General features: G+C 45.3%; 23 protein-coding genes and 1 CRISPR repeat array. All 23 genes read left to right on the top strand.

Annotated features, from left to right (window positions below; genetic code table 11):
- Positions 1-158: 158 nt before the first annotated feature.
- Positions 159-2,297 (top strand): CRISPR-associated helicase Cas3', encoded by a 2,139-nt coding sequence (gene cas3, locus H8Z76_RS05395; RefSeq protein ID WP_186981887.1) that lies wholly within the window; start codon positions 159-161, stop codon positions 2,295-2,297.
- Positions 2,298-2,432: 135 nt separating this feature from the next.
- The gene (cas5c, locus tag H8Z76_RS05390; RefSeq protein WP_186981886.1) at positions 2,433-3,095 is read left to right on the top strand and encodes a type I-C CRISPR-associated protein Cas5c; all 663 of its coding nucleotides are present in this window, start codon (positions 2,433-2,435) and stop codon (positions 3,093-3,095) included.
- Complete coding sequence (gene cas8c / locus H8Z76_RS05385) at positions 3,092-4,843, top strand: type I-C CRISPR-associated protein Cas8c/Csd1 (protein ID WP_186981885.1); 1,752 nt, start codon at positions 3,092-3,094, stop codon at positions 4,841-4,843. Before cas5c ends, cas8c begins: the two co-directional genes overlap by 4 nt.
- Positions 4,844-5,755 carry a type I-C CRISPR-associated protein Cas7/Csd2 gene (gene cas7c / locus H8Z76_RS05380; protein WP_186981884.1) on the top strand — a complete coding sequence of 304 codons (912 nt, stop codon included), beginning with the start codon at positions 4,844-4,846 and terminating at the stop codon, positions 5,753-5,755.
- Complete coding sequence (gene cas4, locus H8Z76_RS05375) at positions 5,755-6,420, top strand: CRISPR-associated protein Cas4 (protein ID WP_186981883.1); 666 nt, start codon at positions 5,755-5,757, stop codon at positions 6,418-6,420. The genes cas7c and cas4 overlap by 1 nt, the downstream gene beginning before the upstream one ends.
- Positions 6,417-7,448: a type I-C CRISPR-associated endonuclease Cas1c gene (cas1c, locus tag H8Z76_RS05370; protein WP_186981882.1), complete on the top strand. Its 1,032-nt coding sequence runs from the start codon at positions 6,417-6,419 to the stop codon at positions 7,446-7,448. The genes cas4 and cas1c overlap by 4 nt, the downstream gene beginning before the upstream one ends.
- Before the next feature lie 10 nt (positions 7,449-7,458).
- The gene (gene cas2, locus H8Z76_RS05365; RefSeq protein WP_186982002.1) at positions 7,459-7,749 is read left to right on the top strand and encodes a CRISPR-associated endonuclease Cas2; all 291 of its coding nucleotides are present in this window, start codon (positions 7,459-7,461) and stop codon (positions 7,747-7,749) included.
- A 179-nt stretch (positions 7,750-7,928) separates the two neighbouring features.
- Positions 7,929-9,155: direct repeats of the CRISPR family, unit length 32 nt; unit sequence GTCGCTCCCCTTGTGGGAGCGTGGATTGAAAT.
- A 377-nt stretch (positions 9,156-9,532) separates the two neighbouring features.
- Positions 9,533-10,507: a substrate-binding domain-containing protein gene (locus H8Z76_RS05360; RefSeq protein WP_186981881.1), complete on the top strand. Its 975-nt coding sequence runs from the start codon at positions 9,533-9,535 to the stop codon at positions 10,505-10,507.
- A gap of 14 nt (positions 10,508-10,521) precedes the next feature.
- Positions 10,522-11,844 (top strand): sensor histidine kinase, encoded by a 1,323-nt coding sequence (locus tag H8Z76_RS05355; protein WP_186981880.1) that lies wholly within the window; start codon positions 10,522-10,524, stop codon positions 11,842-11,844.
- The gene (locus tag H8Z76_RS05350; protein WP_186981879.1) at positions 11,837-12,514 is read left to right on the top strand and encodes a response regulator transcription factor; all 678 of its coding nucleotides are present in this window, start codon (positions 11,837-11,839) and stop codon (positions 12,512-12,514) included. Before H8Z76_RS05355 ends, H8Z76_RS05350 begins: the two co-directional genes overlap by 8 nt.
- The gene (locus H8Z76_RS05345; protein ID WP_186981878.1) at positions 12,511-13,854 is read left to right on the top strand and encodes an ABC transporter substrate-binding protein; all 1,344 of its coding nucleotides are present in this window, start codon (positions 12,511-12,513) and stop codon (positions 13,852-13,854) included. Before H8Z76_RS05350 ends, H8Z76_RS05345 begins: the two co-directional genes overlap by 4 nt.
- 136 nt (positions 13,855-13,990) lie before the next feature.
- Complete coding sequence (locus tag H8Z76_RS05340) at positions 13,991-14,419, top strand: PTS sugar transporter subunit IIA (protein ID WP_147618245.1); 429 nt, start codon at positions 13,991-13,993, stop codon at positions 14,417-14,419.
- Between the two features lie 17 nt (positions 14,420-14,436).
- Positions 14,437-14,931: a PTS system mannose/fructose/N-acetylgalactosamine-transporter subunit IIB gene (locus H8Z76_RS05335; protein ID WP_022516119.1), complete on the top strand. Its 495-nt coding sequence runs from the start codon at positions 14,437-14,439 to the stop codon at positions 14,929-14,931.
- Between the two features lie 12 nt (positions 14,932-14,943).
- The gene (locus H8Z76_RS05330) at positions 14,944-15,780 is read left to right on the top strand and encodes a PTS mannose/fructose/sorbose/N-acetylgalactosamine transporter subunit IIC (RefSeq protein ID WP_022516120.1); all 837 of its coding nucleotides are present in this window, start codon (positions 14,944-14,946) and stop codon (positions 15,778-15,780) included.
- A gap of 1 nt (position 15,781) precedes the next feature.
- On the top strand, positions 15,782-16,615 hold the full coding sequence (locus H8Z76_RS05325; protein WP_022516121.1) for a PTS system mannose/fructose/sorbose family transporter subunit IID: 834 nt from the start codon (positions 15,782-15,784) through the stop codon (positions 16,613-16,615).
- Positions 16,616-16,648: 33 nt separating this feature from the next.
- Positions 16,649-16,939, top strand: coding sequence for a hypothetical protein (locus H8Z76_RS05320; RefSeq protein WP_186981877.1), 291 nt, complete (start codon positions 16,649-16,651; stop codon positions 16,937-16,939).
- Positions 16,936-17,742: a Cof-type HAD-IIB family hydrolase gene (locus H8Z76_RS05315; RefSeq protein WP_186981876.1), complete on the top strand. Its 807-nt coding sequence runs from the start codon at positions 16,936-16,938 to the stop codon at positions 17,740-17,742. Before H8Z76_RS05320 ends, H8Z76_RS05315 begins: the two co-directional genes overlap by 4 nt.
- Positions 17,743-17,758: 16 nt before the next feature.
- The gene (locus H8Z76_RS05310) at positions 17,759-18,016 is read left to right on the top strand and encodes an HPr family phosphocarrier protein (protein WP_186981875.1); all 258 of its coding nucleotides are present in this window, start codon (positions 17,759-17,761) and stop codon (positions 18,014-18,016) included.
- Positions 18,017-18,150: 134 nt separating this feature from the next.
- Positions 18,151-18,708, top strand: a complete 558-nt coding sequence (locus H8Z76_RS05305; RefSeq protein WP_186981874.1) for a TetR/AcrR family transcriptional regulator — start codon at positions 18,151-18,153, stop codon at positions 18,706-18,708.
- Between the two features lie 15 nt (positions 18,709-18,723).
- Positions 18,724-19,230, top strand: coding sequence for a hypothetical protein (locus tag H8Z76_RS05300; RefSeq protein ID WP_186981873.1), 507 nt, complete (start codon positions 18,724-18,726; stop codon positions 19,228-19,230).
- An 18-nt stretch (positions 19,231-19,248) separates the two neighbouring features.
- Positions 19,249-19,893: a GNAT family N-acetyltransferase gene (locus H8Z76_RS05295; RefSeq protein ID WP_186981872.1), complete on the top strand. Its 645-nt coding sequence runs from the start codon at positions 19,249-19,251 to the stop codon at positions 19,891-19,893.
- Positions 19,894-19,937: 44 nt separating this feature from the next.
- Complete coding sequence (locus H8Z76_RS05290) at positions 19,938-22,055, top strand: SulP family inorganic anion transporter (protein ID WP_186981871.1); 2,118 nt, start codon at positions 19,938-19,940, stop codon at positions 22,053-22,055.
- Positions 22,056-22,169: 114 nt separating this feature from the next.
- Complete coding sequence (locus tag H8Z76_RS13755; RefSeq protein ID WP_279287683.1) at positions 22,170-22,292, top strand: hypothetical protein; 123 nt, start codon at positions 22,170-22,172, stop codon at positions 22,290-22,292.
- Positions 22,293-22,347 lie beyond the last annotated feature (55 nt).

The raw sequence follows: 22,347 nt of genomic DNA, 5'->3' as shown, positions 1-22,347 counted from the left end.
GTATGCAGGCACGGTCATACATAAATTTTCGTAAAAAATCGACAAAATATTGCATTGAAAAACAGGTACGTTATACTGAAAGAAAGGAAAGAGAAGGGAAGAAGAATGTTACATTGATTATGTATTAAGAGAGATTAAAGGGGGGTAAAAAACAGCATATGGAATATATTGCGCATAAGGATGGAGACAGGGAGCAGACGGTTAAGGAACATTTAACGGGGACAGCAAAGCTGGCATCTGAATTTGCGGGGAAATTCGGGAAAGCGGATTGGGGATATTGTTGTGGAATGCTCCACGATATTGGAAAATATTCAAAAGAATTTCAGAAAAAAATTAAAGAAGATACGAATGCAAGGGTAGATCATTCTACTGCCGGTGCAAAGCTTTGCATGGAAAAAGGAGGGTACTATCAATTTTTAAGTTATTGTATTGCCGGGCATCATGCCGGACTCCCGGATGGTGGAAATACAGCAATTCCATCCAGCTTGCGTGAGAGATGTGCCAGAAAAGTCTGCAATTACGAAGCATATAAAGAAGAAATACAGACTCCGGAATTGCATACGGATCCAATTAAATTTGAAAAAGACAAAAATATAAGTTTTTCCATGAGTGTGTTTTTGCGGATGCTGTATTCCTGTCTGGTGGATGCTGATTTCCTGGATACAGAGTTTTTTATGAAAAAAGGCGAGACGGAACGGACATCAGGAGAATCGATGGAAATACTTTTGGAGAAGCTGGAAACACATATTTCAAGCTGGTTGGATAATGCGGACACGGACACGCTAAATGGCAGAAGAACGGAGATATTAAGGCATTGTCTGGATGAGGGGAAACGGGAGAAAGGGCTTTTTCGACTGACCGTGCCAACAGGAGGCGGAAAAACGGTAGCATCGCTTGCATTCGCATTGAAGCACGCGGTAGAAAATCAGATGGATCGTATTATTTATGTGATACCGTATACAAGCATTATTGAACAGAATGCACAGGTTTTCCGGGAAATCCTTGGAGCACAAAATGTACTGGAGAATCATTGTAACGTTGACTATGAGAGCTCGGAAGAATTTAAGCCGATGCAGCTTGCCAGTGAAAATTGGGATAAACCGGTTGTGGTAACGACGAATGTTCAGTTTTTTGAATCGCTATTTGCGAATAAATCTTCAAAATGCAGAAAAATCCATAATATTGCAAACAGTGTTATTATTTTTGATGAGGCGCAGATGCTGCCGCTGGATTACTTAAAACCGTGTATTGCCATGATGCAGGAATTGCTGGAAAGTTATGCGGCGAGTATGGTATTGTGTACCGCTACACAGCCGACGCTTGATCCGTTTTTTTCACGAATAGAAAATATGATAGAATTATGCCCGAGGATGGAAGAACAGTTTCGTTTTTTTGAACGGGTGACTTATCAGAATATTGGAGCGGTTTCAAAAGAAGATCTGTTGCAGCAGTTGGAAAAAGAAAACAGTGCGTTATGCATTGTAAATACAAAAAAACGTGCGCAGGAACTCTATCAATTACTGGAGGGGGAAGGCGTAGGCGTGTATCATTTGTCGACAAGTATGTATCCGAAGCATCGGAAACGCGTACTGAAGCAGATTAGAGAATACTTACATGAACATCAAAAAAGATGCATTTTAATATCCACCAGCCTGGTGGAAGCCGGAGTGGATTTGGATTTTAATTGTGTATACCGCCAGATAGCTGGAATAGATTCTATGATCCAGGCAGCGGGCAGATGTAATCGCGAAGGTTTGCGTGATGCTGCGGACAGCAAAGTTTATCTTTTTGATTTTGAGGATATGAAAACAGTACAGGGACAGGCGCAGCAGATTAATACGGCAAAGGCCATTTCGCAGGATTATGAGAATATAGCAGGGCTTACGAGTATAACAGAATATTTTGCCCGTCTGTATCATTATCGTGGGGCGAGCCTGGACAAGAAAAATATTATAGGAGAGTTTAGGCATCCAGACTATAATTTCGCAAAGGTTGGAAAAGAGTTTAAGCTGATCGAGGAAGATACAAAAACAATCTTTATTAACAAAGAACCAGAAGCGGCTGAAATTTTAAGAGAATTAAAACTGAAGGGCGTGTCAAAAGAGCGGATGCGGAAGGCGGGGCAATACTGCATTCAGGTGTATAGTAATTTCTTTGATAAGCTATATGGGGCTGGAATGGTGCAGCCGGTTCTGGCAGATATGACTGATTTTTATGAATTAACATCTTTGGAACAATATACGGAGGAATGCGGATTGGATTATTCCGTTGATGATGGAGAGGCACTGTTTTATTAAAAAGATAGCAGCGGTGTGAAGAAAGTGAGGGTGTATATGAAAAAACAAATGGTAAGGAGATTTTTTATGAGGCATTCAATTTATCAACCAAGAGATTATATTGCAGCGTGTTATGAGAAAGGAGAGGTGCTATAAATGGGAATGGGAGTGAAAGTTAAGGTGTGGGGAGACTATGCCTTGTTTTCGCGGCCGGAAATGAAAGTTGAACGATGTTCATATGATGTGATGACGCCTTCCGCAGCAAGGGGAATTCTGGAAGCAATTTACTGGCATCCGGGGTTGCGCTGGGTGATTGACAGGATTTATGTACAAAATCCGATCCGCTTTACGAGTGTCCGGCGCAATGAGGTAAAAAGTAAAGTATCTGCCAGTAATGTATTACAGGCATATAACGGAGCCGATAAGCCACTTTATATTAGTACAAAAGAGGAGATTGTGCAAAGGGCATCGCTGCTTTTGTGTGATGTCGCGTATGTGATAGAGGCACATTTCGAAATGACAGATCAGGCAAATGCATCGGACAATCCGGGAAAATTTAAAGATATTATGATGCGACGCTTAAAAAGAGGGGAATGTTACCACATGCCATATTTTGGATGCAGGGAATTTCCGGCACATTTTTGTCTGTGTGAGGAGGAAGAAATCCATACAATATATGACGAAGTGCCGGAAAGAGATCTGGGTTTCATGTTATACGATATGGATTACAGTGACAAAAATAATATACAGCCGATGTTTTTCCGGGCTGTGATGAAAAGAGGGATATTGGATCTGCGGGATTGTGAGGTGATTCGATGATTCTACAAGCGTTGGTGCAGCACTATGAAAACCTTGCCGGACAGGATAAGGTATCAAAACCGGGTTGGTGTCATGCAAAAGTTTCTTATCTGATTGATCTGAAAGAAGATGGAACAATAAAGGAAATCATTCCATTAAAGCGGGAAGAAGAACGCGGAAAGAAAAAAGTATGGGTTTCAGAAACGATTTGTGTACCGGAGATGGTTACAAGGTCATCCGGTGTGTCAGCCAATTTTTTGTGCGATAATGCAAAATACTTTTTGGGAATTGATGCAGACGGAACGGGTCAAAGGGTAATAGAATGTTTTCAGGCAGCAAAAGCGAGGCATTTGTCGATTCTAAAAGATTCAGAAAGTATGATGGCAAAAGCGATATGCAGGTATTTTGAACACTGGAATCCGGAAACGGCGCAGGAAAATCCCGTTGTTAAAGAGCATTGGGAGGAATTAAATGACGGTGGAAATCTGATCTTCGGTATGGGAGGTCATTATGCGCAGGATGATGAACAGATAAAGAGGATATGGGAAAAACAACAGGAGCAGAAAGAAGAAGGTCAGGTCGGAACCTGTCTGGTGACTGGACAGAAAACAAAAATTGCCCGTATCCATAGAGGAATCAAAGGAGTTCCGGGAGCACAGTCAAGCGGGGCAGCGTTGGTTTCATTTAACGCACCGGCGTTTGAATCATATGGAAAAGAACAAAGTTATAATGCGCCGGTTGGGCAATATGCGGAATTTGCATATACAACAGCTTTAAATTATCTTTTAAATCAAAGAGAGTATCGTTTCCCGATGTGGGATTCCATGGTTGTATTCTGGGCAGAATCCGGGGAACAGGAGTATCAGAGAATATTTTTTTCATCGTTAGATCCGCAGCCGGATAATCAGGAACAGATAAGGAAAGTATTTGAAAATCTGAAAAGAGGAATATGGGTGGATCTGGAAGATATCAATCTGGATATGAATCAGAAATTTTATATTCTTTGTCTGGCACCCAATGCGGCTAGACTGTCAGTTCGCTTTTTTTATCAAAATTCGTTTGGCAATATTTTGAAAAATATAGAAAACCATTATTCTCGGATGGAAATAGTAAGACCTTCCTGGGAGAACAGAGCGTATCTTGGCATCCGGCCAATGTTGATGGAGACGGTAAATCAGAAGTCAAAAGACAAATCGCCGGTTCCCAATATGGCGGCAATGGTGTTAAAAGCGGTGCTGTCAGATGACCGGTATCCGGCAAGTTTATATACGGACACATTGATTCGTATCCGTGCGGAACAGGGAAAGGTTACCTGTGGAAGAGCGGCAATTATTAAAGCATTTTTAATACAAAATTATAAATGGAAAGAAGGAGAATATTATATGGGATTAAATGAGGAGTGTAAAGATCCAGCTTATGTGTTGGGGAGACTGTTTGCAGTACTAGAATTTGTTCAGAAAGATGCGGCAGATCAGAATATTAATACAACCATTCGGGATCGTTATTTTAATTCTGCGTGTACAGCACCGGCTTTGATCTTTCCGACACTATTAAAATTGAAAAATAGTCATATAAAGAAATTAGAACGTAATTCATTGAGAAAGAAGTTTGAGTATGAATGCTTAGTTACAACATTAATGGAAAAGCTGGATATGACAGAGGAAACAGAAGGTTTCCCGCGGCGCTTATCGCTGGAAGAACAGGGGAAATTTATGCTAGGTTATTATCATCAGATACAGAAAAAGTATGAAAAAAAGGAGGACAAGTAGATGGAAGAGGTAATTAAAAATCGGTATGAATTTGTTGTATTATTTGATGTGGAGAATGGAAATCCGAATGGTGATCCGGATGCAGGCAATATGCCAAGAATCGACCCGGAAAGCGGACTTGGACTGGTTACCGATGTGTGCCTGAAACGCAAGATCCGCAATTATATTGAAACGGTTAAGGAAGATGAAAAAGGATATAAAATTTATATCAAAGAGGATGTACCGCTGAATCGAAGTGACCGCACGGCGTGTGAAAGTCTTGGAATTGAAGAGACAGATGATAAAAAGGTAACAGAAGCACTGAAAAAGCTGAAAAAAACAGATCCGAATGTGGATATCAAATTAAGAGATTATATGTGTGAGAATTTTTATGACATTCGTACGTTTGGTGCTGTTATGACAACTTTTGTGAAGGCGTCTTTAAATTGTGGACAGGTCAGGGGACCAGTCCAGATTGGGTTTGCGAGAAGTATTGATCCGATTATCAGTCAGGAAGTAACAATTACCAGAGTTGCTATCACAACAGAGAAAGATGCAGAAAATAAAAGTACGGAAATGGGAAGAAAAAATATTGTTCCATACGGTTTATATCGTGTAGAAGGTTATATTTCTGCAAATCTGGCAAGAAAAGTTACCGGTTTTTCTGAGAAAGATCTGGAACTTTTGTGGGATGCAATTATTAATATGTTTGAAAATGATCATTCAGCGGCAAGAGGAAAAATGGCGGTTCGTGAATTGATTGTATTTAAACACAGCAAAGAATTGGGAGATTGCCCGGCATACAAATTATTTGATGCTGTAGAAGTAAAGAAAAAGGACGATATTGAGTATCCAAGAAAATATCAGGATTATACCGTTCAGATACATGAAAATGAGATTCCAGATTCGATTGAAGTGAAAAGGATGATTTAATGGAATACGCGGAAGAAGAGTATTTAATGATATCGGGGATACAACATTTTAAATTTTGCAGGAGACAATGGGCATTGATTCATGTTGAGCAGCAATGGGCAGAGAATGTACATACAGTAGTGGGGGAACTGATGCATAAAAAAGCCCATGACCCTTATCTTACGGAAAAAAGAAAAGATATAATCATTGCCCGGGCACTTCCTGTTTCATCAAGGGAACTTGGAGTCAGCGGAGAATGTGATATTGTGGAATTCCATAAATGTGAGGATGGAATTTCATTGTTCGGACATCGTGGGTTGTACTCGGTATATCCGGTCGAGTATAAGAAGGGAAAACCAAAAGAAGCAGAGGAGGATAAATTACAACTGGCGGCGCAGGCAATGTGCCTCGAGGAAATGTTTTCTACCAAAATACAGGAAGGGGCTATTTTTTACGGGGAGACCAAAAGAAGGGAACAAGTGATGATTTCGCTGGAATTACGTGAGGAAGTAAAGCAGATGTTTCAGGAAATGCATCAGTATTACAAGCGAAATTATACACCAAAAGTAAAACGAAGTAAGGCGTGTAATGCATGTTCTTTGAAAGATATTTGCATTCCGGGTCTGGAAAAGACGATTTCGGTTAAAAATTATATGGCGCAGAAGCTGAAGGAGGATGCGGAATGAAAAAGTTATTAAACACACTATATGTTACATCCGAGAATAGTTATCTGGGGCTGGATGGAGAAAATATCGTTGTTTATGACGAGCAAAAAGAAGTCGGACGTCTGCCATTGCATAACCTGGAAGGAATCGTTTCGTTTGGGTATCGAGGAACAAGCCCCGCACTTATGGGAGCATGCGCGGAAAGAAATATTTCGCTTTGTTATCTGACACCACAGGGAAAATTCTTGGCTCGTGTTACAGGAAAGGTCAAGGGAAATGTTGTTTTGCGTGAGCAGCAGTATAGGAGTTGCAAAGACGAAGTAATCGGTCTGGAGATCGCAAAAAACTGCATTTCTGGAAAAGTTTATAATGCAAGATGGGTTTTAGAGCGGGCGATACGGGATCATGGAATGCAGATCGATGTGGATTGTGTAAAAAATGCTTCATTACAGTTGAAGTCTTCTTTGGAGCTTATACAGAATGCTGAATCAAAAGATCAGCTCAGAGGATATGAAGGAGAAGCTGCAAGCATTTACTTTGGCGTTTTTAATGAGTTGATCTTGCAGCAAAAAAAGGATTTTGCCTTTCAGGGAAGAAATAAAAGACCACCACTTGATAATGTGAATGCGATGCTTTCCTTTGTGTATACAATGTTGACAAACCAGATTGCTGCGGCATTGGAAGTTGTAGGATTGGATCCGTATGTTGGATATTTACATACAGATCGTCCGGGAAGAGTGTCGCTTGCGTTGGATTTAATAGAAGAATTTCGAGCAGTTTATGCGGATCGATTTGTGTTGTCACTAATTAATAAAAAAATTGTAAATAAGAAAAATTTTACGAGAAAAGAAAATGGAGCTGTTCTGATGGATGATGATCTGAGAAGGAAATTATTGACAGAGTGGCAGAATAAGAAAAAAGAAATAATCACACACCCGTTTTTGAAAGAGAAAATAGAATGGGGAATGGTGCCATATGTTCAGGCGATGCTCCTAGCCCGATATCTGCGTGGAGATCTGGATGGCTACCCGGTATTTCTTTGGAAATGAGGTGATTATTGTGTTGGTGCTGATTACCTATGATGTAAATACGGAAAGTTCTGCAGGGAGAACACGATTAAGAAAAGTAGCAAAACAATGTGAAAATTATGGAAGGCGTGTGCAGAATTCCGTGTTTGAATGTATTTTGGATCAGGCGCAATGCGTGATGTTGAAATCGCTGTTAAGTGATATTATAGATGAAGATGTAGACAGCTTGCGGTTATACTATCTGGGAAATAAATATCAGACGAAAGTGGAACATATTGGAGTAGACAGAGGAATTGCAGCTGATCAAACTCTAATTTTATGAAAGCGGTTGGTGCGAGTGTATAGTGCACATAAAACGGCCGGAAGATTCGCACCAAAAATAATGAACAAAAAAGTTCGAATTTGTTTTGAAAAGATGAAAGAGCGAAAGATTTTTAGAACGAATTTGGATATTTTTATAATATTTCACTGGATAAAAAGATTTTTTTGTGAGATATTGCTGTCGCTCCCCTTGTGGGAGCGTGGATTGAAATATCAGCTTTGGAATGGTCAACATAGCCCGCCGCGCGCGTCGCTCCCCTTGTGGGAGCGTGGATTGAAATCATGCGCCGTACTTTGTCCGGTAGCCCTTTGCATGTCGCTCCCCTTGTGGGAGCGTGGATTGAAATATATATTTATGATATTTTTAAATTGAATTGATAAAGGTCGCTCCCCTTGTGGGAGCGTGGATTGAAATAAGTTAAAATACCCGCGTGTTATGTCGGATTATGCGTCGCTCCCCTTGTGGGAGCGTGGATTGAAATCTCCTGTTGCAGATGCATGTATCGGATGCCTCGGGTCGCTCCCCTTGTGGGAGCGTGGATTGAAATAAAAATATGAACAGGGAGTCGCTGCAATGTCTGGGTCGCTCCCCTTGTGGGAGCGTGGATTGAAATTAATTGTATTAAAGGTTTTTATGGCAATGGCGAGTCGCTCCCCTTGTGGGAGCGTGGATTGAAATAAGCCACATGGAAGCCATAGTATAGGTATCAACGTCGCTCCCCTTGTGGGAGCGTGGATTGAAATAAGTGATTTTGTGCGCCTCGCCAGCCCCGCATAGGTCGCTCCCCTTGTGGGAGCGTGGATTGAAATCGGAGGAAAGTGCAAAGAAACTTTTGAATTATCGTCGCTCCCCTTGTGGGAGCGTGGATTGAAATGTACCGGAAAAAAACGCGCGAAAAATAAAAGATGAGTCGCTCCCCTTGTGGGAGCGTGGATTGAAATTTAAAGACGGAACTATTGTTGATGATATGTCAACGTCGCTCCCCTTGTGGGAGCGTGGATTGAAATAACCGTGACGTTAAAACGTTGGAAGAATTGCCGGGTCGTCCCCTTGTGGGAGCGTGGATTGAAATTATTATGAATTACGGTATAAGGCGGTGATTGTTTGGTCGCTCCCCTTGTGGGAGCGTGGATTGAAATTTGCTGGAATACCATGAAAAAATAGAAAGCGGCGAAAGTCGCTCCCCTTGTGGGAGCGTGGATTGAAATTCCAAAACGCTTCCGCGCCGCAATGTACGACACAGTCGCTCCCCTTGTGGGAGCGTGGATTGAAATGACAGTAAACGGATCAAGAAGCTCCGTAAGATGGGTCGCTCCCCTTGTGGGAGCGTGGATTGAAATATGCAGTTTGAGCCGCCAAATCAATATGCGGTATGTCGCTCCCCTTGTGGGAGCGTGGATTGAAATAGCCATTTAAGCATATCTCCATAGCTGTTGTGTTGCCATATGAGATCCTCCTTCAGCATGTTTCTATTGTACCATGCTTATGTGTATTTGGAATTTCTCATTTTGGCTTGTACTATTTATATTCTAGCACCACAACTTCCTTTTGGTTCCAGTGGCAGTATGAGTTACTGGAGATGCAAGTAGTGATTTTGGAAGTTAAATGTAATGTTATAAAGATGAAACGTATTTCATATTGCCAGCAACTCTTATAGAATTCTAAGATAAAAAAGTCTTTTGTAATATAGCCCTCTCCGCTCACCCCGCAGTTGAATCCTTTGTAAAATCATGTTAAAATCTGTCTATAAGAACGGAAAAGAAAAGTATGGGGAAAGAGAAGCATGAACGGTAAGCATAAGCGGATGTTTTGGGGCATGATCCTTCTGGTGGATGCGATCGTCATCGGGGTCATGCTGTTTAGTTTTTGTGCAAAAAACGATTATTCGAGGAATCAGAAGAGAAATTCCCACCTGATCGGTATGAGTTACATGACCATGAACAATGAGTTCTATAAGATCGTGAGTGAGGAGATAAGCGCGCGCGTGGAGGCGGAAGGAGACCAGGTGGTGTTAAGAGATCCTGCGCTGGATGCCGACCGTCAGATCGAGCAGATCAAGGAAATGATGGATCTGGGGATCGATGTGCTTGTCGTGACACCGGTGGATCTGGAAAGCCTTTCAGATGTGCTCGGACAGGCGAAAGAGCAGGGAATACGGATCATTGTCGTGGACACCAATCTTTCGGATGATACACTCGCGGACTGCACGATCACTTCCGATAATTACGATGCGGGCGTGATCGTCGGGCGGTATTTTCTGACACAGTGTGAAGGGACGAAACTGCTTGTCATGGCGCATACGACAACCAAATCGGGACAGGACAGAGTGCAGGGCTTCCTCGATACGGTAAGCGGGAAGGAAGGCATTGAGGTTGTGGCGCAGATCGAATGTGAGGGACAGCTTGAGATCGCGATGCCGAGGCTGCAGGAGGCGATCGATGCGGGCGTTTCGTTTGACAACATCTTCTGTCTGAACGATCTGGCTGCCGTTGGTGTAGTCGCCGCACTCGCGGAAAATCAGATGCTTGACCATGTCGGGGTCTATGGAGTGGACGGTTCACCGGACGCAAAGGCGCTGATCGAGGAAGGAATGATGGACGCGACGGCCGCGCAGTTTCCGACAGAGATCGGAAGCAGGGCAGCGGATGCGATCTACCGCCTGCTTGACGGAAAAAGTGTCGAAAAGAACATTTTAGTTCCGGTAAAACTGGTCACCAGACAGAATGTGGAAGAATTTGGAATAGACAGATGGCAGTAGAGGGGGAAAAAGAGATGGACGAAAATAAGACCTCAGAGTATCTGCTGGTGGTCATGAAAAACTTAAATCTGATCATTATCCTGTTTATCTCCATGCTGATCACATACTGTCTGAACGGCACGGCGCAGGAGGGATCGGCGTTAAGCTTTCTGACGAGCATACATAAGATTCCGGTCACGCCCTGGAAGATCACGGTTATCGCGCTTGGACTGTATGGGAGCATGATGATCCTAATGCAGATCAAAAGCACGGGAAGCGGCAGCCTCGCCTGTAAAGTCGGCGTGGAGATCGCGGTCAGCTTCGGGATCAGTTACCTGCTGGGATTCAGTTATACGGGCATGATGCTTTTGATCCTGGCGGATACCATGCGGTACCTGCCGAAAGCAAAATGGAAATTTTCCGCGGCGGCAGTGATCTGCGTGTTCTATATGATGACGGACTATGACCTGATCTCGTCCGGCTTCCGGATCACATCACTGGAAACGTATCTCGGTTATTTTGAAGGGGATGTCTGCTCCGCGCTGCTTGGCGTAAAGAACGTGTTAAACTCGTTAAATACGTTGCTCTTTTTATTTTATATCGTCTGGCTGGTTCGGATACAGATGAGTGAAAAAGAGCGGATCTTAAACCTGAACGCACAGCTCAATACGGCAAATGAGGAATTGCAGAAAGCAAATCTGAGGCTTGAGCAGTATGCGGAAGAATCGGTCAAAATGACAGAGACCAGAGAGAGGAACCGTCTTGCGCGGGAGATCCACGATACGCTCGGACATGCGCTGACCGGTATCATTACCGGTATCGAAGCCTGTGAGATGTTGATGGATGTGGCACCGGAGGCAACGAAGGTGCAGCTTGGCGCGATCGCGGAGGTGGCGAGACAGGGCATGACGGATGTCCGCCGGTCAGTCAAGGCACTGCGGCCGGACGCACTCGAAAAGTTTAATCTGGAAGAGGCGCTCGCACAGACCATGGAGGAGATGCGTCTCGCGACGAATGCGAAGATCGAGTATCGGTGTACAACACCGTTAAAGGGGTTTAACGAGGATGAAGAAGAGATCATTTACCGGATTGTGCAGGAATGTATCACAAATTCCATCCGGCATGGCAAGGCGGACCGGATCACGATCGAGATAGACCGGGAGTATAATATGTTAAACATCCGCATCAAGGACAACGGGATCGGATGTAAAAAGATTGAAAAAGGATTCGGGCTGCACCATATGGACGAACGGCTGCGTATGTTACAGGGGACATTGCAGTATTCCGGGGAAGACGGATTTCTGGTAGAAGCGCAGATCCCGATCCGATGGGGGACGGAGGAGAAGAAAGATGATTAAAGTATTGATTGCCGATGATCAGGAACTGATCCGACAGAGCCTGCAGATCGTGCTGGGAACGGAAAAAGACATTGAAGTGCTGGATGCCGTGGAAAACGGCGTGGAGGTTGTGCGCTCGGTGCGCAGGGAAAAACCGGATGTGATCTTAATGGATATCCGTATGCCGGAGATGGACGGTGTGGTGTGTACACAGATCATCAAGGAAAATTATCCAAACATCAAGATCATCATTTTAACGACCTTTGATGATGATGAATATGTTTACAATGCGTTAAAGTATGGCGCAAGCGGTTATCTGTTAAAGGGAATTTCGACCAAGGAGCTTGCGGAGGCCATCCGCAAAGTATATCAGGGAACAGCCATGATCAACGGGGATATCACGTCAAAGGTTGTGAAACTGTTTTCCAAAATGGCGCAGACGAATATCACGATCCAGGTGGGTGATGCGCAGACAGCCGACTTAAAGGAAACAGAGTGGAAGATCATTGCGCTCGTGGGCAGTGGAATGTCCAATAAAGAGATTGCGGCGAAACTGAGCCTGTCTGAGGGAACCGTGCGCAATATGCTGAGCATCATATTAAGTAAACTCGAATTAAGGGACAGAACCCAGCTTGCCATATGGGCGGTACAGACCGGCGTGGTGAACCGGGGATTCGGAGAGGAACCATGATGAAAAAAATCCGGAACAAAAAAAATCAGATCCTGATCATCTGCTGCGCGCTTTTACTTGTGCTCACGGCGCTTCTTTACAGCGACAGCTATCAGTCACTTCCGGTATTTCAGAAAAAGGAACTGACGATCGGCGTGTTTTCGGACAGCTACTGGGAAGTGCAAAACGGATATTCCTATCAGATCCTGGAGGATGCGATCCAATGTTTTGAACAAGAACATCCGGGAGTAAACGTGGAGTATGTCAGCGGGATCTTAAAGAGCGATTATTCGGAGTGGCTGTCCAAACAGCTGATCTCCGGGGACGCGCCCGATGTCATTTTTGTGCTGGCGGAGGATTTTAACGATCTTGCGGAGATCGGTGCGTTAAAAGACCTGTCTTCCTTCATTGAAAAAGATAAAGATTTTGATGAGGAGGCGTTTTATGCGTCTGCCTATGAATACGGTCAGCATGAGGGAAAACAGTATTCCCTGCCCTATGAATGCGCGCCAAAGCTGATGTTTGTAAACAAAACGATCTTAGACGCGGAGGGGATCGCGATCCCGGATGACAGCTGGACCTGGGATGAGTTTTATGAGATCTGCAGGGAAGTGACAAAAGACACGGATGGAGACGGAACGGTAGACCAGTTCGGCGCGGTCGGCTATACCTGGATGGACGCGTTTGAGTCCAACGGGATCCGGCTGTTTAATGAAAAAGGGACAGAGTGCGATTTTGCGGACAAAAATGTCGAAGAGGCACTGGAATTTATGGAGCGCCTGTATGGGTTAAATGGAAACTACAGTCCTTCGACCAGGGACTTTGATATGGGAAAAGTGGTATTTCAGCCGATGTCTTTTTCCAACTACCGCGCCTATAAACCGTATCCGCTCAGCGTCAAGAAATATTCGGGATTTGAGTGGGAATGCATTCCGATGCCGGCAGGGCCGGAAGGCGACAACATATCAACGCTTGACACATTGCTTGTCGCGATGAATGAAAATACGAAATGCCCGGAGACCGCCTGGGATTTTATCAAGGTGCTGACCAGTAACACCGAGATCCAGTCGGAGATCTTTGATTATTCGGAGGGTGTTTCCGTGTTAAAAGAAGTGACGGAGTCCGATCAGACCCTGCAGCAGTTGATCGAAAGCTCCGGGGAGAGCGGCGGCATGAACCTCGCGGTTTTAAGTGACGCTGTGGAAAACGCGGTCATTGCGCCGGGATTCCGTGGATATGATGAGGCAGTTGCGGAGGTGGACAAGGCGGTGGACAGCATTTTGACGGACAGTTCCAACATCCGGATGGATCTGATCATCTGGAACCGCACGATCAATCAGTACTTAAAGAACCGGAAATGACAAATGTCATTACGATTTCTGACAAACGTAATGTAAAAAGGATGACATATGTGAGATGAACATATGTCGTCTTTTTTTTATACTGTATTTGAACTTAAGGAACAGAAAGAAAAAACTTAAGGAGGAGGACAATAAAATGAAATATGTTTTTCTGGTCAGTCATGGAACATTCGCTCCGGGACTGCACAACGCACTGAACATGCTTGCCGGAGAAAACAGAGAAGATGTGATCTCCACAAGCCTGGAAAATGGCATGAGTTCTGCCGTGTATGCGGAGAATGTGAGAAAATGCCTGGCGCCGGTCAAAGCAGAAGATGAGATCATTCTGCTGGCGGATCTGGTGGGTGGTTCACCGCTTACCACTGCGGCAAACGTAATTGCAGAAGAAAACCTCATGGGGCAGACCGTTATGGTCGGAGGCGTAAATCTTCCGTTTGCATTGAGCGCAGTGCTGATGAAAGACACAATGGAGACCCCGGAGCTGATCGAAGATCTGCTTTCGGAATCCAGAGAAGTATTAAAAGAATTTCGGATCACAAATGAAGAATCCGAAGACGAAATTTAAAAAAGGGGGAAAAGAAAATGGCAGTTTCATTTATTCGTGTGGATGATCGTATGATCCATGGACAGACCTGTACAAGATGGGCGTTGGAATATCCGTGTGACGGACTGATCGCGGTAAACAACGCGGCGGCAAAAAATCCGGTATTAAAAGCGGCATACAAGAGCGCAAGCGGAAAAAAGACTTTTGTATGGTCAGTGGATGAATTTAAAGAGAAAAGCGCGAAGGTGCTGGCAAGCAAGGATAATTATTTCCTGATCACAAAAAATCCGCTGGATATGGAAAAGATCCTGATCGACCAGGGATTCCAGTGCGGCGTGAAGACCGTGATCATCGGACCTTGCAACGACAGACCGGGCGCAACAAAACTCGGAAACAACCAGTCCATTACGCAGGAAGAAGCGCAGGCACTTGAAAATATCATGAACGCAGGATATGAAGTAGAATTTGCGCTGTTAAAAGAAGAAGCGATCGGCAACTGGAAAAAATTCAGAGGACAATTTGGTTTTAATTAAGGAGGGAATGTTATGACTATCAGTTGGTTACAGGCAGTATTGCTCGGACTCTTCGCGTGTCTGTCCAGTATGCCTGGTATGGGTGGTTCATCGATCGGTAACTATACACTTGGAAGACCGTTGATCGGTGGATTTGTATGTGGATTGATCTTAGGTGATATGCAGACAGGTATTCTTGTCGGATGTGCGATGCAGGTTATTTACATTGCGCTCGTTACACCGGGTGGAACCGTATCCGCGGATGTGCGTGCGGTCAGCTACATCGGTATCCCGCTTGCAATGGTTGCGTTAAAGAGCTACGGCCTTACAGCAACTTCTGCAGAAGGCGCAGCACTTGCAACATCTTTCGGTGCCATGGTTGGTACACTTGGAACCGTATTATTCTATGGAACAGCAACCATCAACCTGGTTTGGCAGCACATGGGCTGGAAAGCAGTAGAAAACAGACAGTATAAGAAATTATATCTGGTAGATATGGGACTTCCATGGATCTCTCATCTGATCTGCTCCTTCATCCCGACCATGATCATGTGTAAGATGGGTGCGGACGTAGTAGAACTGATCAAAACAGCACTGCCGATGGATGGTCTTGCAATGAAGACACTGTTTACCGTTGGTTCCCTGCTTCCTTGCGTAGGTATTGCGATCCTCTTAAAACAGATCGTAAAGAAAGCGGCAGATTTTGTTCCGTTCTTATTCGGATTTGTACTGGCTGCATCTCTTGGTATCAACCTGGTATCCGCAACGGTTGTTGCCGGAATGTTCGCAATTCTTACATACAAAATTAAAATGCTGACAGTCACAAAGGGTGCGGCTGCAGCTGAGATCGAGGAAGAGGAGGATATCTGATATGGAAAAGAAATTATCAAAAAAAGCGTTATCAAAGTCATTCCATAACTGGTATTACGGCCATTTAACATGCTTCTCCCAGGAGCACATGCAGACATTTGGTTATCTTTGTTCCATGCTGCCACTGGTAGAAGAATTATATGACAATGAAGAAGACAAAGCAAAAGCAATGGATACATACACCGCATTTTTCAATACAGAGCCGCAGCTTGGTTCCGTGATCGTCGGTATGACGGCAGGTCTCGAGGAAGCGAGAGCAAACGGCGCGGAAGATGTGGATGAGGAAACGATAAACGGTCTGCGTGCCGGTCTTATGGGACCGATCGCCGGAATCGGTGATTCCTTAGTCGTAGGAACCGTTATCCCGATCCTTCTTGGTATTGCAATGGGTATGTCAACCGGCGGTTCACCGCTTGGAGCGATTTTCTATATCATCGTATGGAACCTGTTCGCATACTTCGGAATGAAATTCTTATATTTCAAGGGCTATCAGCTTGGTGGAAAAGCGGTAGATTTCCTGATCGGAACACAGGGTGAAGCATTAAGAGAAGCGATCTCAGTGCTCGGTGGTATCGTAATCGGTGCGGTATCCGCAACATGGGTAAGCGTTACCACATCCTTACAGCTTTTAAACGATGCGGGCGAACCGTATCTGGTATTGCAGGATAAACTGGATTCCGTATTCCCTGGACTTTTAACCGCATTATTTATCATCGGATGCTGGTTCCTCATGGCGAAGAAACGGATGTCCCCGATCAAAGTAATGTTACTGTTAGTCGTAGTAGCCTTCGTCGGTGTACTGATCGGATTCTTTAACCCGGGACTGACTTACTAATTATTTATCAAAAAAGAAAAAGGAGAGAATGTCATGAACACTGCTGAGAAAAATCGATTATCAAAAGAAGCCGAAATGCAGCTTGCGGCATTAAAAAGAATCAGTCACTGGAAAACGATCGCGCTTGCGGTATCGACCATTGGCGTGGCAGGCGCTTACGCCGGCTTCGCGGGTCTGACCCGTCACACGTTTCTCGGTGTCCTTGGCATTCTTTTCATTATTGCAGGGTTGGCAGGCGCGGTTGTTTTTAACCTCGGACTGAAAAACGGAAGAAGAAATGTTGAGAAGATATTAAATATTCTGGATAAAGGAAGGGTGCTATGAATTATCAGTTAATATGTCTTGATCTGGATGGAACATTGCTCGACGATCAAAAAAAAATACTGCCAAGAGCGCGTGAAAGCGTAAAACAAGCGGCAGAACAGGGAATCAAGATCGCACTGGTCTCCGGAAGAATGCCGGCGGCAGTGGATCCGATCGAAGAAGAACTTGGAATTTCGTGTATCAAAGCGTGCAACGCGGGTACTTATATTTTAAAGGACGGTCAGTGCATCAGCAGCGAGTATCTTCTTGCGGATACCATGAAACGTATCTATGCAGAGATCGCGGAGCGCTATCAGATGCCGCTTTGGATCTTCCGGCACGACAGATGGATTGTAACGGGCAGTGACCGCTATGTCGAGAGAGAAAGCGAGATCATCCATCACAGACCGGAATTCGCGGATGTGGAAGAACTTGCCGCAGAGTGGGCAAAAGAGGGTACCGGTCCGAATAAGCTGGTACTTGCGGCGAGTCCCGATGAGATCACGGAAATTTACAACGTGATCGCGGCACAGAACAGAACCGATCTTGACATGGCACGGTCGGCGGATACATTTCTTGAGATTTTTCCGAAGGGAGTCACGAAAGGAACCGCATTAAAAGCAATCTGTCAGAGCCTGGATGTAAAACCGGAAAATGTGATCGCATTCGGAGATCATGAACTGGATGTTCCAATGATCGAGGCGGCAGGTGTCGGAATCGCGATGGGAAACGCGATCGATGAACTGAAAGCCAAGGCAGATTTTGTGACAAAATCAAACAATGAAGCAGGAGTTGCTTACGGACTGGAACATTATCTGGTCTGAGAATGGAGGATGCAATATGGTAAAATTTACATTTGTGGTAAACGATGAGATGGGCTTACATGCAAGACCTGCAGGAGCTCTGGTAAAAGAGGCAGCGAAATGTTCCAGCAAGGTTACGATCCGCAAAGGAGAAAAGACAGGAGATGCAAAACGGATCTTTAATGTCATGGCTCTTTCCGTAAAGGCAAACGAAGAGGTTGAGATGATCGTAGAAGGCGAAAAGGAACAGGAGGAAGCTGCAGCGTTAGAAACATTCATTAAGGATAATATATAATTTTGATGCAGATAGAAAAGTTGGCACATACGCGTTGATGTGTGCCAACTTTTTTTATTGTATTGACATTGCTGCACATGTGTGCCATTCTTTGTTGTGAAAGTTAGTCCGGACAAACTAAAAGGGAGAATGTTATGAAAGAATCGCTATCAACAAAGGAGCTGATCCGTGATACGCTGCAAAAGCTGTTAGAGGAAAAGGATTACGCAGAGATCTCGATGAAGGAGATCGCAAAAAGCGCAAACGTTGGCAGAAGGACGCTGTACCGGTATTTCGGGACGAAAGATGATATTGTCAGGTTCATGGCAGACTCAGTCATGGATGAATTCGCGGATGCACTGCTTATGCAGGGAGCGAAGGGCTTAAAGGAGACGACAAACATCTATTTTTCGTTCTGGGAGAAAAATGCGGAGGTATTTTGCTGTCTGGATCAGAGTCATCTTTTGCACTATATCGAGGATCATCTTTCCGAGTACATCATGCAGGTTGCGTTCAAAACAAAAATGAAAGATGTCGATATGGAACCGGAGCAGGTTCTTTCAGAGATGTCAAAGGAAAGGTTATATGATTTTTACTTTACGATAGCGGGTTACTGGGAACTGACAAAACGGTGGATGCGGGAAGAAAACAGAAGCACTCCGGCGGAGATCAGCAGCCTTGTGATAAAAATACTGACCGAGAGAGAAGATTAGGAGAGGAAATAAAACATGGATGTAAGGATAATTTTAATAGAGACAGTGGTACTCACCATTTTATTTACGATTGCGGTGGTGGCAGGCAGCCAAAACCCTGTAGATACGGTTTACGATATGCCGGAACCGATCATAAACCGATGCCTGGAGCTGGGGTTGATCGATGAGAGCAAAAAGGCGGACAGTCCGCAGACGAGAAGAAAGAGGCTTTTCGCTGCGGTTGTCATTGCGCTTATCATGGCGCTTGCGCTTTGCTTTGTAAATCATGCGGGCAATTTTTTACAGGGATTTCTGATCTCGTATCTCATCTGGCTGATCGTTGACTGGTATGACTGTTTTGTGATCGACTGGATCTGGGTATGCCACAGCAAGAAGCTGGTCATTCCGGGGACTGAGGATCTGACGGATTCCTATAAGGATTACCGGTTTCATTTTATCGGCAGCTTAAAAGGAATGGCGATCGGGCTTCCGGTGTGTCTGCTTGTAGGTGTTATGGTACAGCTTGTGAACTGGTTCATATAGGAACGGGAGAGAGATACAATGAACGGAATCAAAGTAACAAATTTATCGGAAAATGAGATCGAACAGATCTGCCGGGAGATCGGGGATTCCTTTTATGATCATGCGTATGGAAGAAAAAAAGACGGAACGACGGAATATGGCCTGCGCAAATTACTTGACAGCAGGGAAAAGATGTATCAGCATATGAAAGCCTGCTTTCTGGCGGGATATGAAAGCGGATGTCTGTATTCTACCAGCAGAAGGGGAGAAGGATATATCCTTGTTACCTGCAAAGGGCAGGATCTGTCATTTAAAAGCGGGGTTCGGATGATACGGGCGATCGTCAAAAATCTGGGAGGACTCCGGGGAGGAATTCAATTCGTAAGGAGGATTGCAACGGGCGGGAAAACCTATGAAGATGAGTTAAAAAAGAAAAAGATCCCGTATGCCAACCTTGCGATGTTAGTGGTCCGGAAAGAATATCAGGGGCAGGGATATATGAGACAGCTTATGGAAATGCTGTATCAAATTGCCGATGAGAAAAATCTTGCGGTGATCCTGGAGACCGACGCGGAAAATAAAGTCGAGCGATATGAGCATCTCGGCATGAAACTCGTAAAGACCAGAGATCTGGGTGAGGGCGTATTTTTGTATGATCTCTACCGCGCATCCTCTTTTTTGTGATATAATGCTGTTATTTAAACAGGCAAAATTGAGGAGATGATGCAATGAAACTGGAACTGGCACAGACAATCCGGCATTATAATAAGAAAGATCTGCCGGGAGACATCCTTGCGGGCATTATCATCATGGCGGTGTCGATCCCGATTTCCATGGGGTATGCGCAGATCGCGGGGCTTCCGGCGGTGTATGGGCTTTATGGGTCGGTATTTCCGATTCTGTTCTTTGCGCTTTTTTCCACTTCCCCGCAGTTTATCTTCGGGGTGGACGCGGCACCGGCGGCGCTCGTTGGTTCCGCCCTTATCAGTCTGCATGTGGAGAGTGGGTCGAATGAGGCACTGGCAGTCGTTCCGGTGCTCACGCTGTTTGTGGCGCTGTGGCTGCTTGCGTTTTATTTTATGCGCGCCGGGAAGCTGGTAAACTACATCTCAGCGCCGGTCATGGGCGGATTCATCACCGGGATCTGTACCACGATCATTTTAATGCAGCTGCCGAAGCTGATGGGAGGAACGGCGGGAACCGGAGAGTTTCTGGAGCTTGCGGAACATATCGCAAAGGAAGCGGCATCCATCAATCTGCCGTCCGTCGCGCTCGGCGTTTCGGCACTTGTGATCCTGTTACTGTCCAAAAAGTTCATGCCAAAATTTCCGATGGCAGTCGTACTTATGGCGGCAGGCGCGGTGATGACGCGCGTTCTTCCGGTGCGTGAATGGGGGATCCAGACGCTTGCGGCGGTAGAACCGGGGCTTCCTGCGTGGAGTTTCCCGGATCTTACCGTGATCCCCATAAAGGAAGCCGTCACGATCAGTCTGTCGGTTGCGGTGGTCATCATGGCTGAGACACTGCTTGCGGAAAACAACTTCGCGCAGAAAAACGGATACCGCATCAACGACAATCAGGAAATACTGGCGTTTTCGGCCGGAAATTTTGTGGCTGCTTTTACGGGCTGCTGTCCGATCAACGGCTCGGTATCCCGCACTGCGATGGGAGAACAGTATCAGGGCAGGACGCAGCTTACCGGCATCGTGGCGGGAGGCTCCATGATCGTACTGCTTTTATGCGGCACGGGATTCATCGGATATCTGCCGGTTCCGGTGCTGACCGCGATCGTGATCTCGGCGCTGCTTGGGGCAACGGAGTTTGAGCTGGCGGTGCGGCTTTTTAAAGTGAGCCGCACGGAATGTCTGATCTTTGCGGGTGCGTTTTTCGGTGTGCTGTTTCTTGGAACGATCAACGGCGTACTGATCGGGATCATCCTCTCCTTTACCGAAATGATCATCCGTACCGCAAAGCCGGCGAGGTGTTTTCTCGGCATTCAGCCGGGACACCGCCATTTCCGCGATCTGAAAGAAGGAAGCCAGATCCACGCCATCGAGGGCGTTTTGATCTATCGTTTCAGCAGCAATCTGTTTTTCGCGAATATCCAGGTACTTGAGCGCGACATTGAAGATGCGCTGCAAAAAGACACGAAGGCAGTGATCCTTGACGCGAGCGGCATCGGGAGCATGGACATCACGGCGGCGGACCGGCTGGGAAGCCTGTATCAGTCCCTGAAGAAAAAGGGAATCCGCTTTTATATGACCGAGCATATTGCGGAGTTAAACGAGCAGCTTCGGAAACTCGGACTCGGCTATATGATCGAGGAAGGCAGTGTGCGCAGAACGATACATATCGCGTTAAAGGACATGGAGATCAGACGGCCGTATCCGCTTGCCGGCGGCGTGGACAATGAAGAACGCAGCGCTTCGAGAAAGCGCGCGGATAACCGGGTACAGGAATTTGTCTGGGCGTTCGGCTCTGACACCGAGGCGCAGATCGAAAAGCAGATCTTAAAACAGATCGAGCAGCTGAAAAAAGATGGAAATGTGGAAGAACTTCTGCACGGGCGGTGGTCGCACATGGAGGCGCTGGACAAGGATGAGTGGCTCGAACATCTGGAAGAGCATTTAAAAGAGATCGTCAATATTTCCGGAAAAGACGAGAAAACACTGGCAATGCAGTTTGAGGCACACCGCAGAGAGGTTTATGAGCGCATCGCAAAGGAACATCCCGAACTTGCAAAGCGGTTTCAGGAGCGCAGGCATAAGCTGGATGAGCATTTGAAGCAGAGACGGCCGGAGGTTTATGAGCTGGTGGTACGTTTGCGGGAGGAAAATCAGCTATAGCCTTATCCTATAACCAACTCTAAGTATCATGTATTAACAACTTTCGCAAAGTTTTGTTATAATAGCACCTGTAAACAAAGTGCAGCAAAACAAATGCAGAAAGGAGAACCGAAGATGAGAGCAGTTCATTTTTCCATGGTATGTGACAGCAGAATGTGGAACGCATCAGGCGAGACCTGTATGTGTATGTCTGTATGCATGGAAAAAAGAAAAGACGCGCGGGATGCTTCGGTTTGATTGATAGAAAGAAAAGATCAGCAGGAATCATCTTTGCGGTGAACCTGCTGTTTTT

Source organism: Roseburia yibonii (genome assembly GCF_014297335.1).
GTDB classification, from domain to species: domain Bacteria; phylum Bacillota; class Clostridia; order Lachnospirales; family Lachnospiraceae; genus Roseburia_D; species Roseburia_D yibonii.
Note: the sequence above shows the minus strand (reverse complement) of the source record. Positions and strands in the feature narration are given on the sequence as shown.

What these genes read in the sequence shown, in the direction of transcription:
- H8Z76_RS05290 (WP_186981871.1), top strand. Translation starts at nt 19,938, where the DNA reads ATGAAACTGGAACTGGCACAGACAATCCGGCATTATAATAAGAAAGAT.
- H8Z76_RS05325 (WP_022516121.1), top strand. Translation starts at nt 15,782, where the DNA reads ATGGAAAAGAAATTATCAAAAAAAGCGTTATCAAAGTCATTCCATAAC.
- H8Z76_RS05340 (WP_147618245.1), top strand. Translation starts at nt 13,991, where the DNA reads ATGAAATATGTTTTTCTGGTCAGTCATGGAACATTCGCTCCGGGACTG.
- H8Z76_RS05305 (WP_186981874.1), top strand. Translation starts at nt 18,151, where the DNA reads ATGAAAGAATCGCTATCAACAAAGGAGCTGATCCGTGATACGCTGCAA.
- H8Z76_RS13755 (WP_279287683.1), top strand. Translation starts at nt 22,170, where the DNA reads ATGAGAGCAGTTCATTTTTCCATGGTATGTGACAGCAGAATGTGGAAC.
- H8Z76_RS05350 (WP_186981879.1), top strand. Translation starts at nt 11,837, where the DNA reads ATGATTAAAGTATTGATTGCCGATGATCAGGAACTGATCCGACAGAGC.
- H8Z76_RS05295 (WP_186981872.1), top strand. Translation starts at nt 19,249, where the DNA reads ATGAACGGAATCAAAGTAACAAATTTATCGGAAAATGAGATCGAACAG.
- cas3 (WP_186981887.1), top strand. Translation starts at nt 159, where the DNA reads ATGGAATATATTGCGCATAAGGATGGAGACAGGGAGCAGACGGTTAAG.
- cas1c (WP_186981882.1), top strand. Translation starts at nt 6,417, where the DNA reads ATGAAAAAGTTATTAAACACACTATATGTTACATCCGAGAATAGTTAT.
- H8Z76_RS05310 (WP_186981875.1), top strand. Translation starts at nt 17,759, where the DNA reads ATGGTAAAATTTACATTTGTGGTAAACGATGAGATGGGCTTACATGCA.
- cas4 (WP_186981883.1), top strand. Translation starts at nt 5,755, where the DNA reads ATGGAATACGCGGAAGAAGAGTATTTAATGATATCGGGGATACAACAT.
- H8Z76_RS05300 (WP_186981873.1), top strand. Translation starts at nt 18,724, where the DNA reads ATGGATGTAAGGATAATTTTAATAGAGACAGTGGTACTCACCATTTTA.
- H8Z76_RS05335 (WP_022516119.1), top strand. Translation starts at nt 14,437, where the DNA reads ATGGCAGTTTCATTTATTCGTGTGGATGATCGTATGATCCATGGACAG.
- H8Z76_RS05360 (WP_186981881.1), top strand. Translation starts at nt 9,533, where the DNA reads ATGAACGGTAAGCATAAGCGGATGTTTTGGGGCATGATCCTTCTGGTG.
- H8Z76_RS05355 (WP_186981880.1), top strand. Translation starts at nt 10,522, where the DNA reads ATGGACGAAAATAAGACCTCAGAGTATCTGCTGGTGGTCATGAAAAAC.
- cas5c (WP_186981886.1), top strand. Translation starts at nt 2,433, where the DNA reads ATGGGAATGGGAGTGAAAGTTAAGGTGTGGGGAGACTATGCCTTGTTT.
- H8Z76_RS05330 (WP_022516120.1), top strand. Translation starts at nt 14,944, where the DNA reads ATGACTATCAGTTGGTTACAGGCAGTATTGCTCGGACTCTTCGCGTGT.
- H8Z76_RS05320 (WP_186981877.1), top strand. Translation starts at nt 16,649, where the DNA reads ATGAACACTGCTGAGAAAAATCGATTATCAAAAGAAGCCGAAATGCAG.
- H8Z76_RS05345 (WP_186981878.1), top strand. Translation starts at nt 12,511, where the DNA reads ATGATGAAAAAAATCCGGAACAAAAAAAATCAGATCCTGATCATCTGC.
- cas8c (WP_186981885.1), top strand. Translation starts at nt 3,092, where the DNA reads ATGATTCTACAAGCGTTGGTGCAGCACTATGAAAACCTTGCCGGACAG.
- H8Z76_RS05315 (WP_186981876.1), top strand. Translation starts at nt 16,936, where the DNA reads ATGAATTATCAGTTAATATGTCTTGATCTGGATGGAACATTGCTCGAC.
- cas7c (WP_186981884.1), top strand. Translation starts at nt 4,844, where the DNA reads ATGGAAGAGGTAATTAAAAATCGGTATGAATTTGTTGTATTATTTGAT.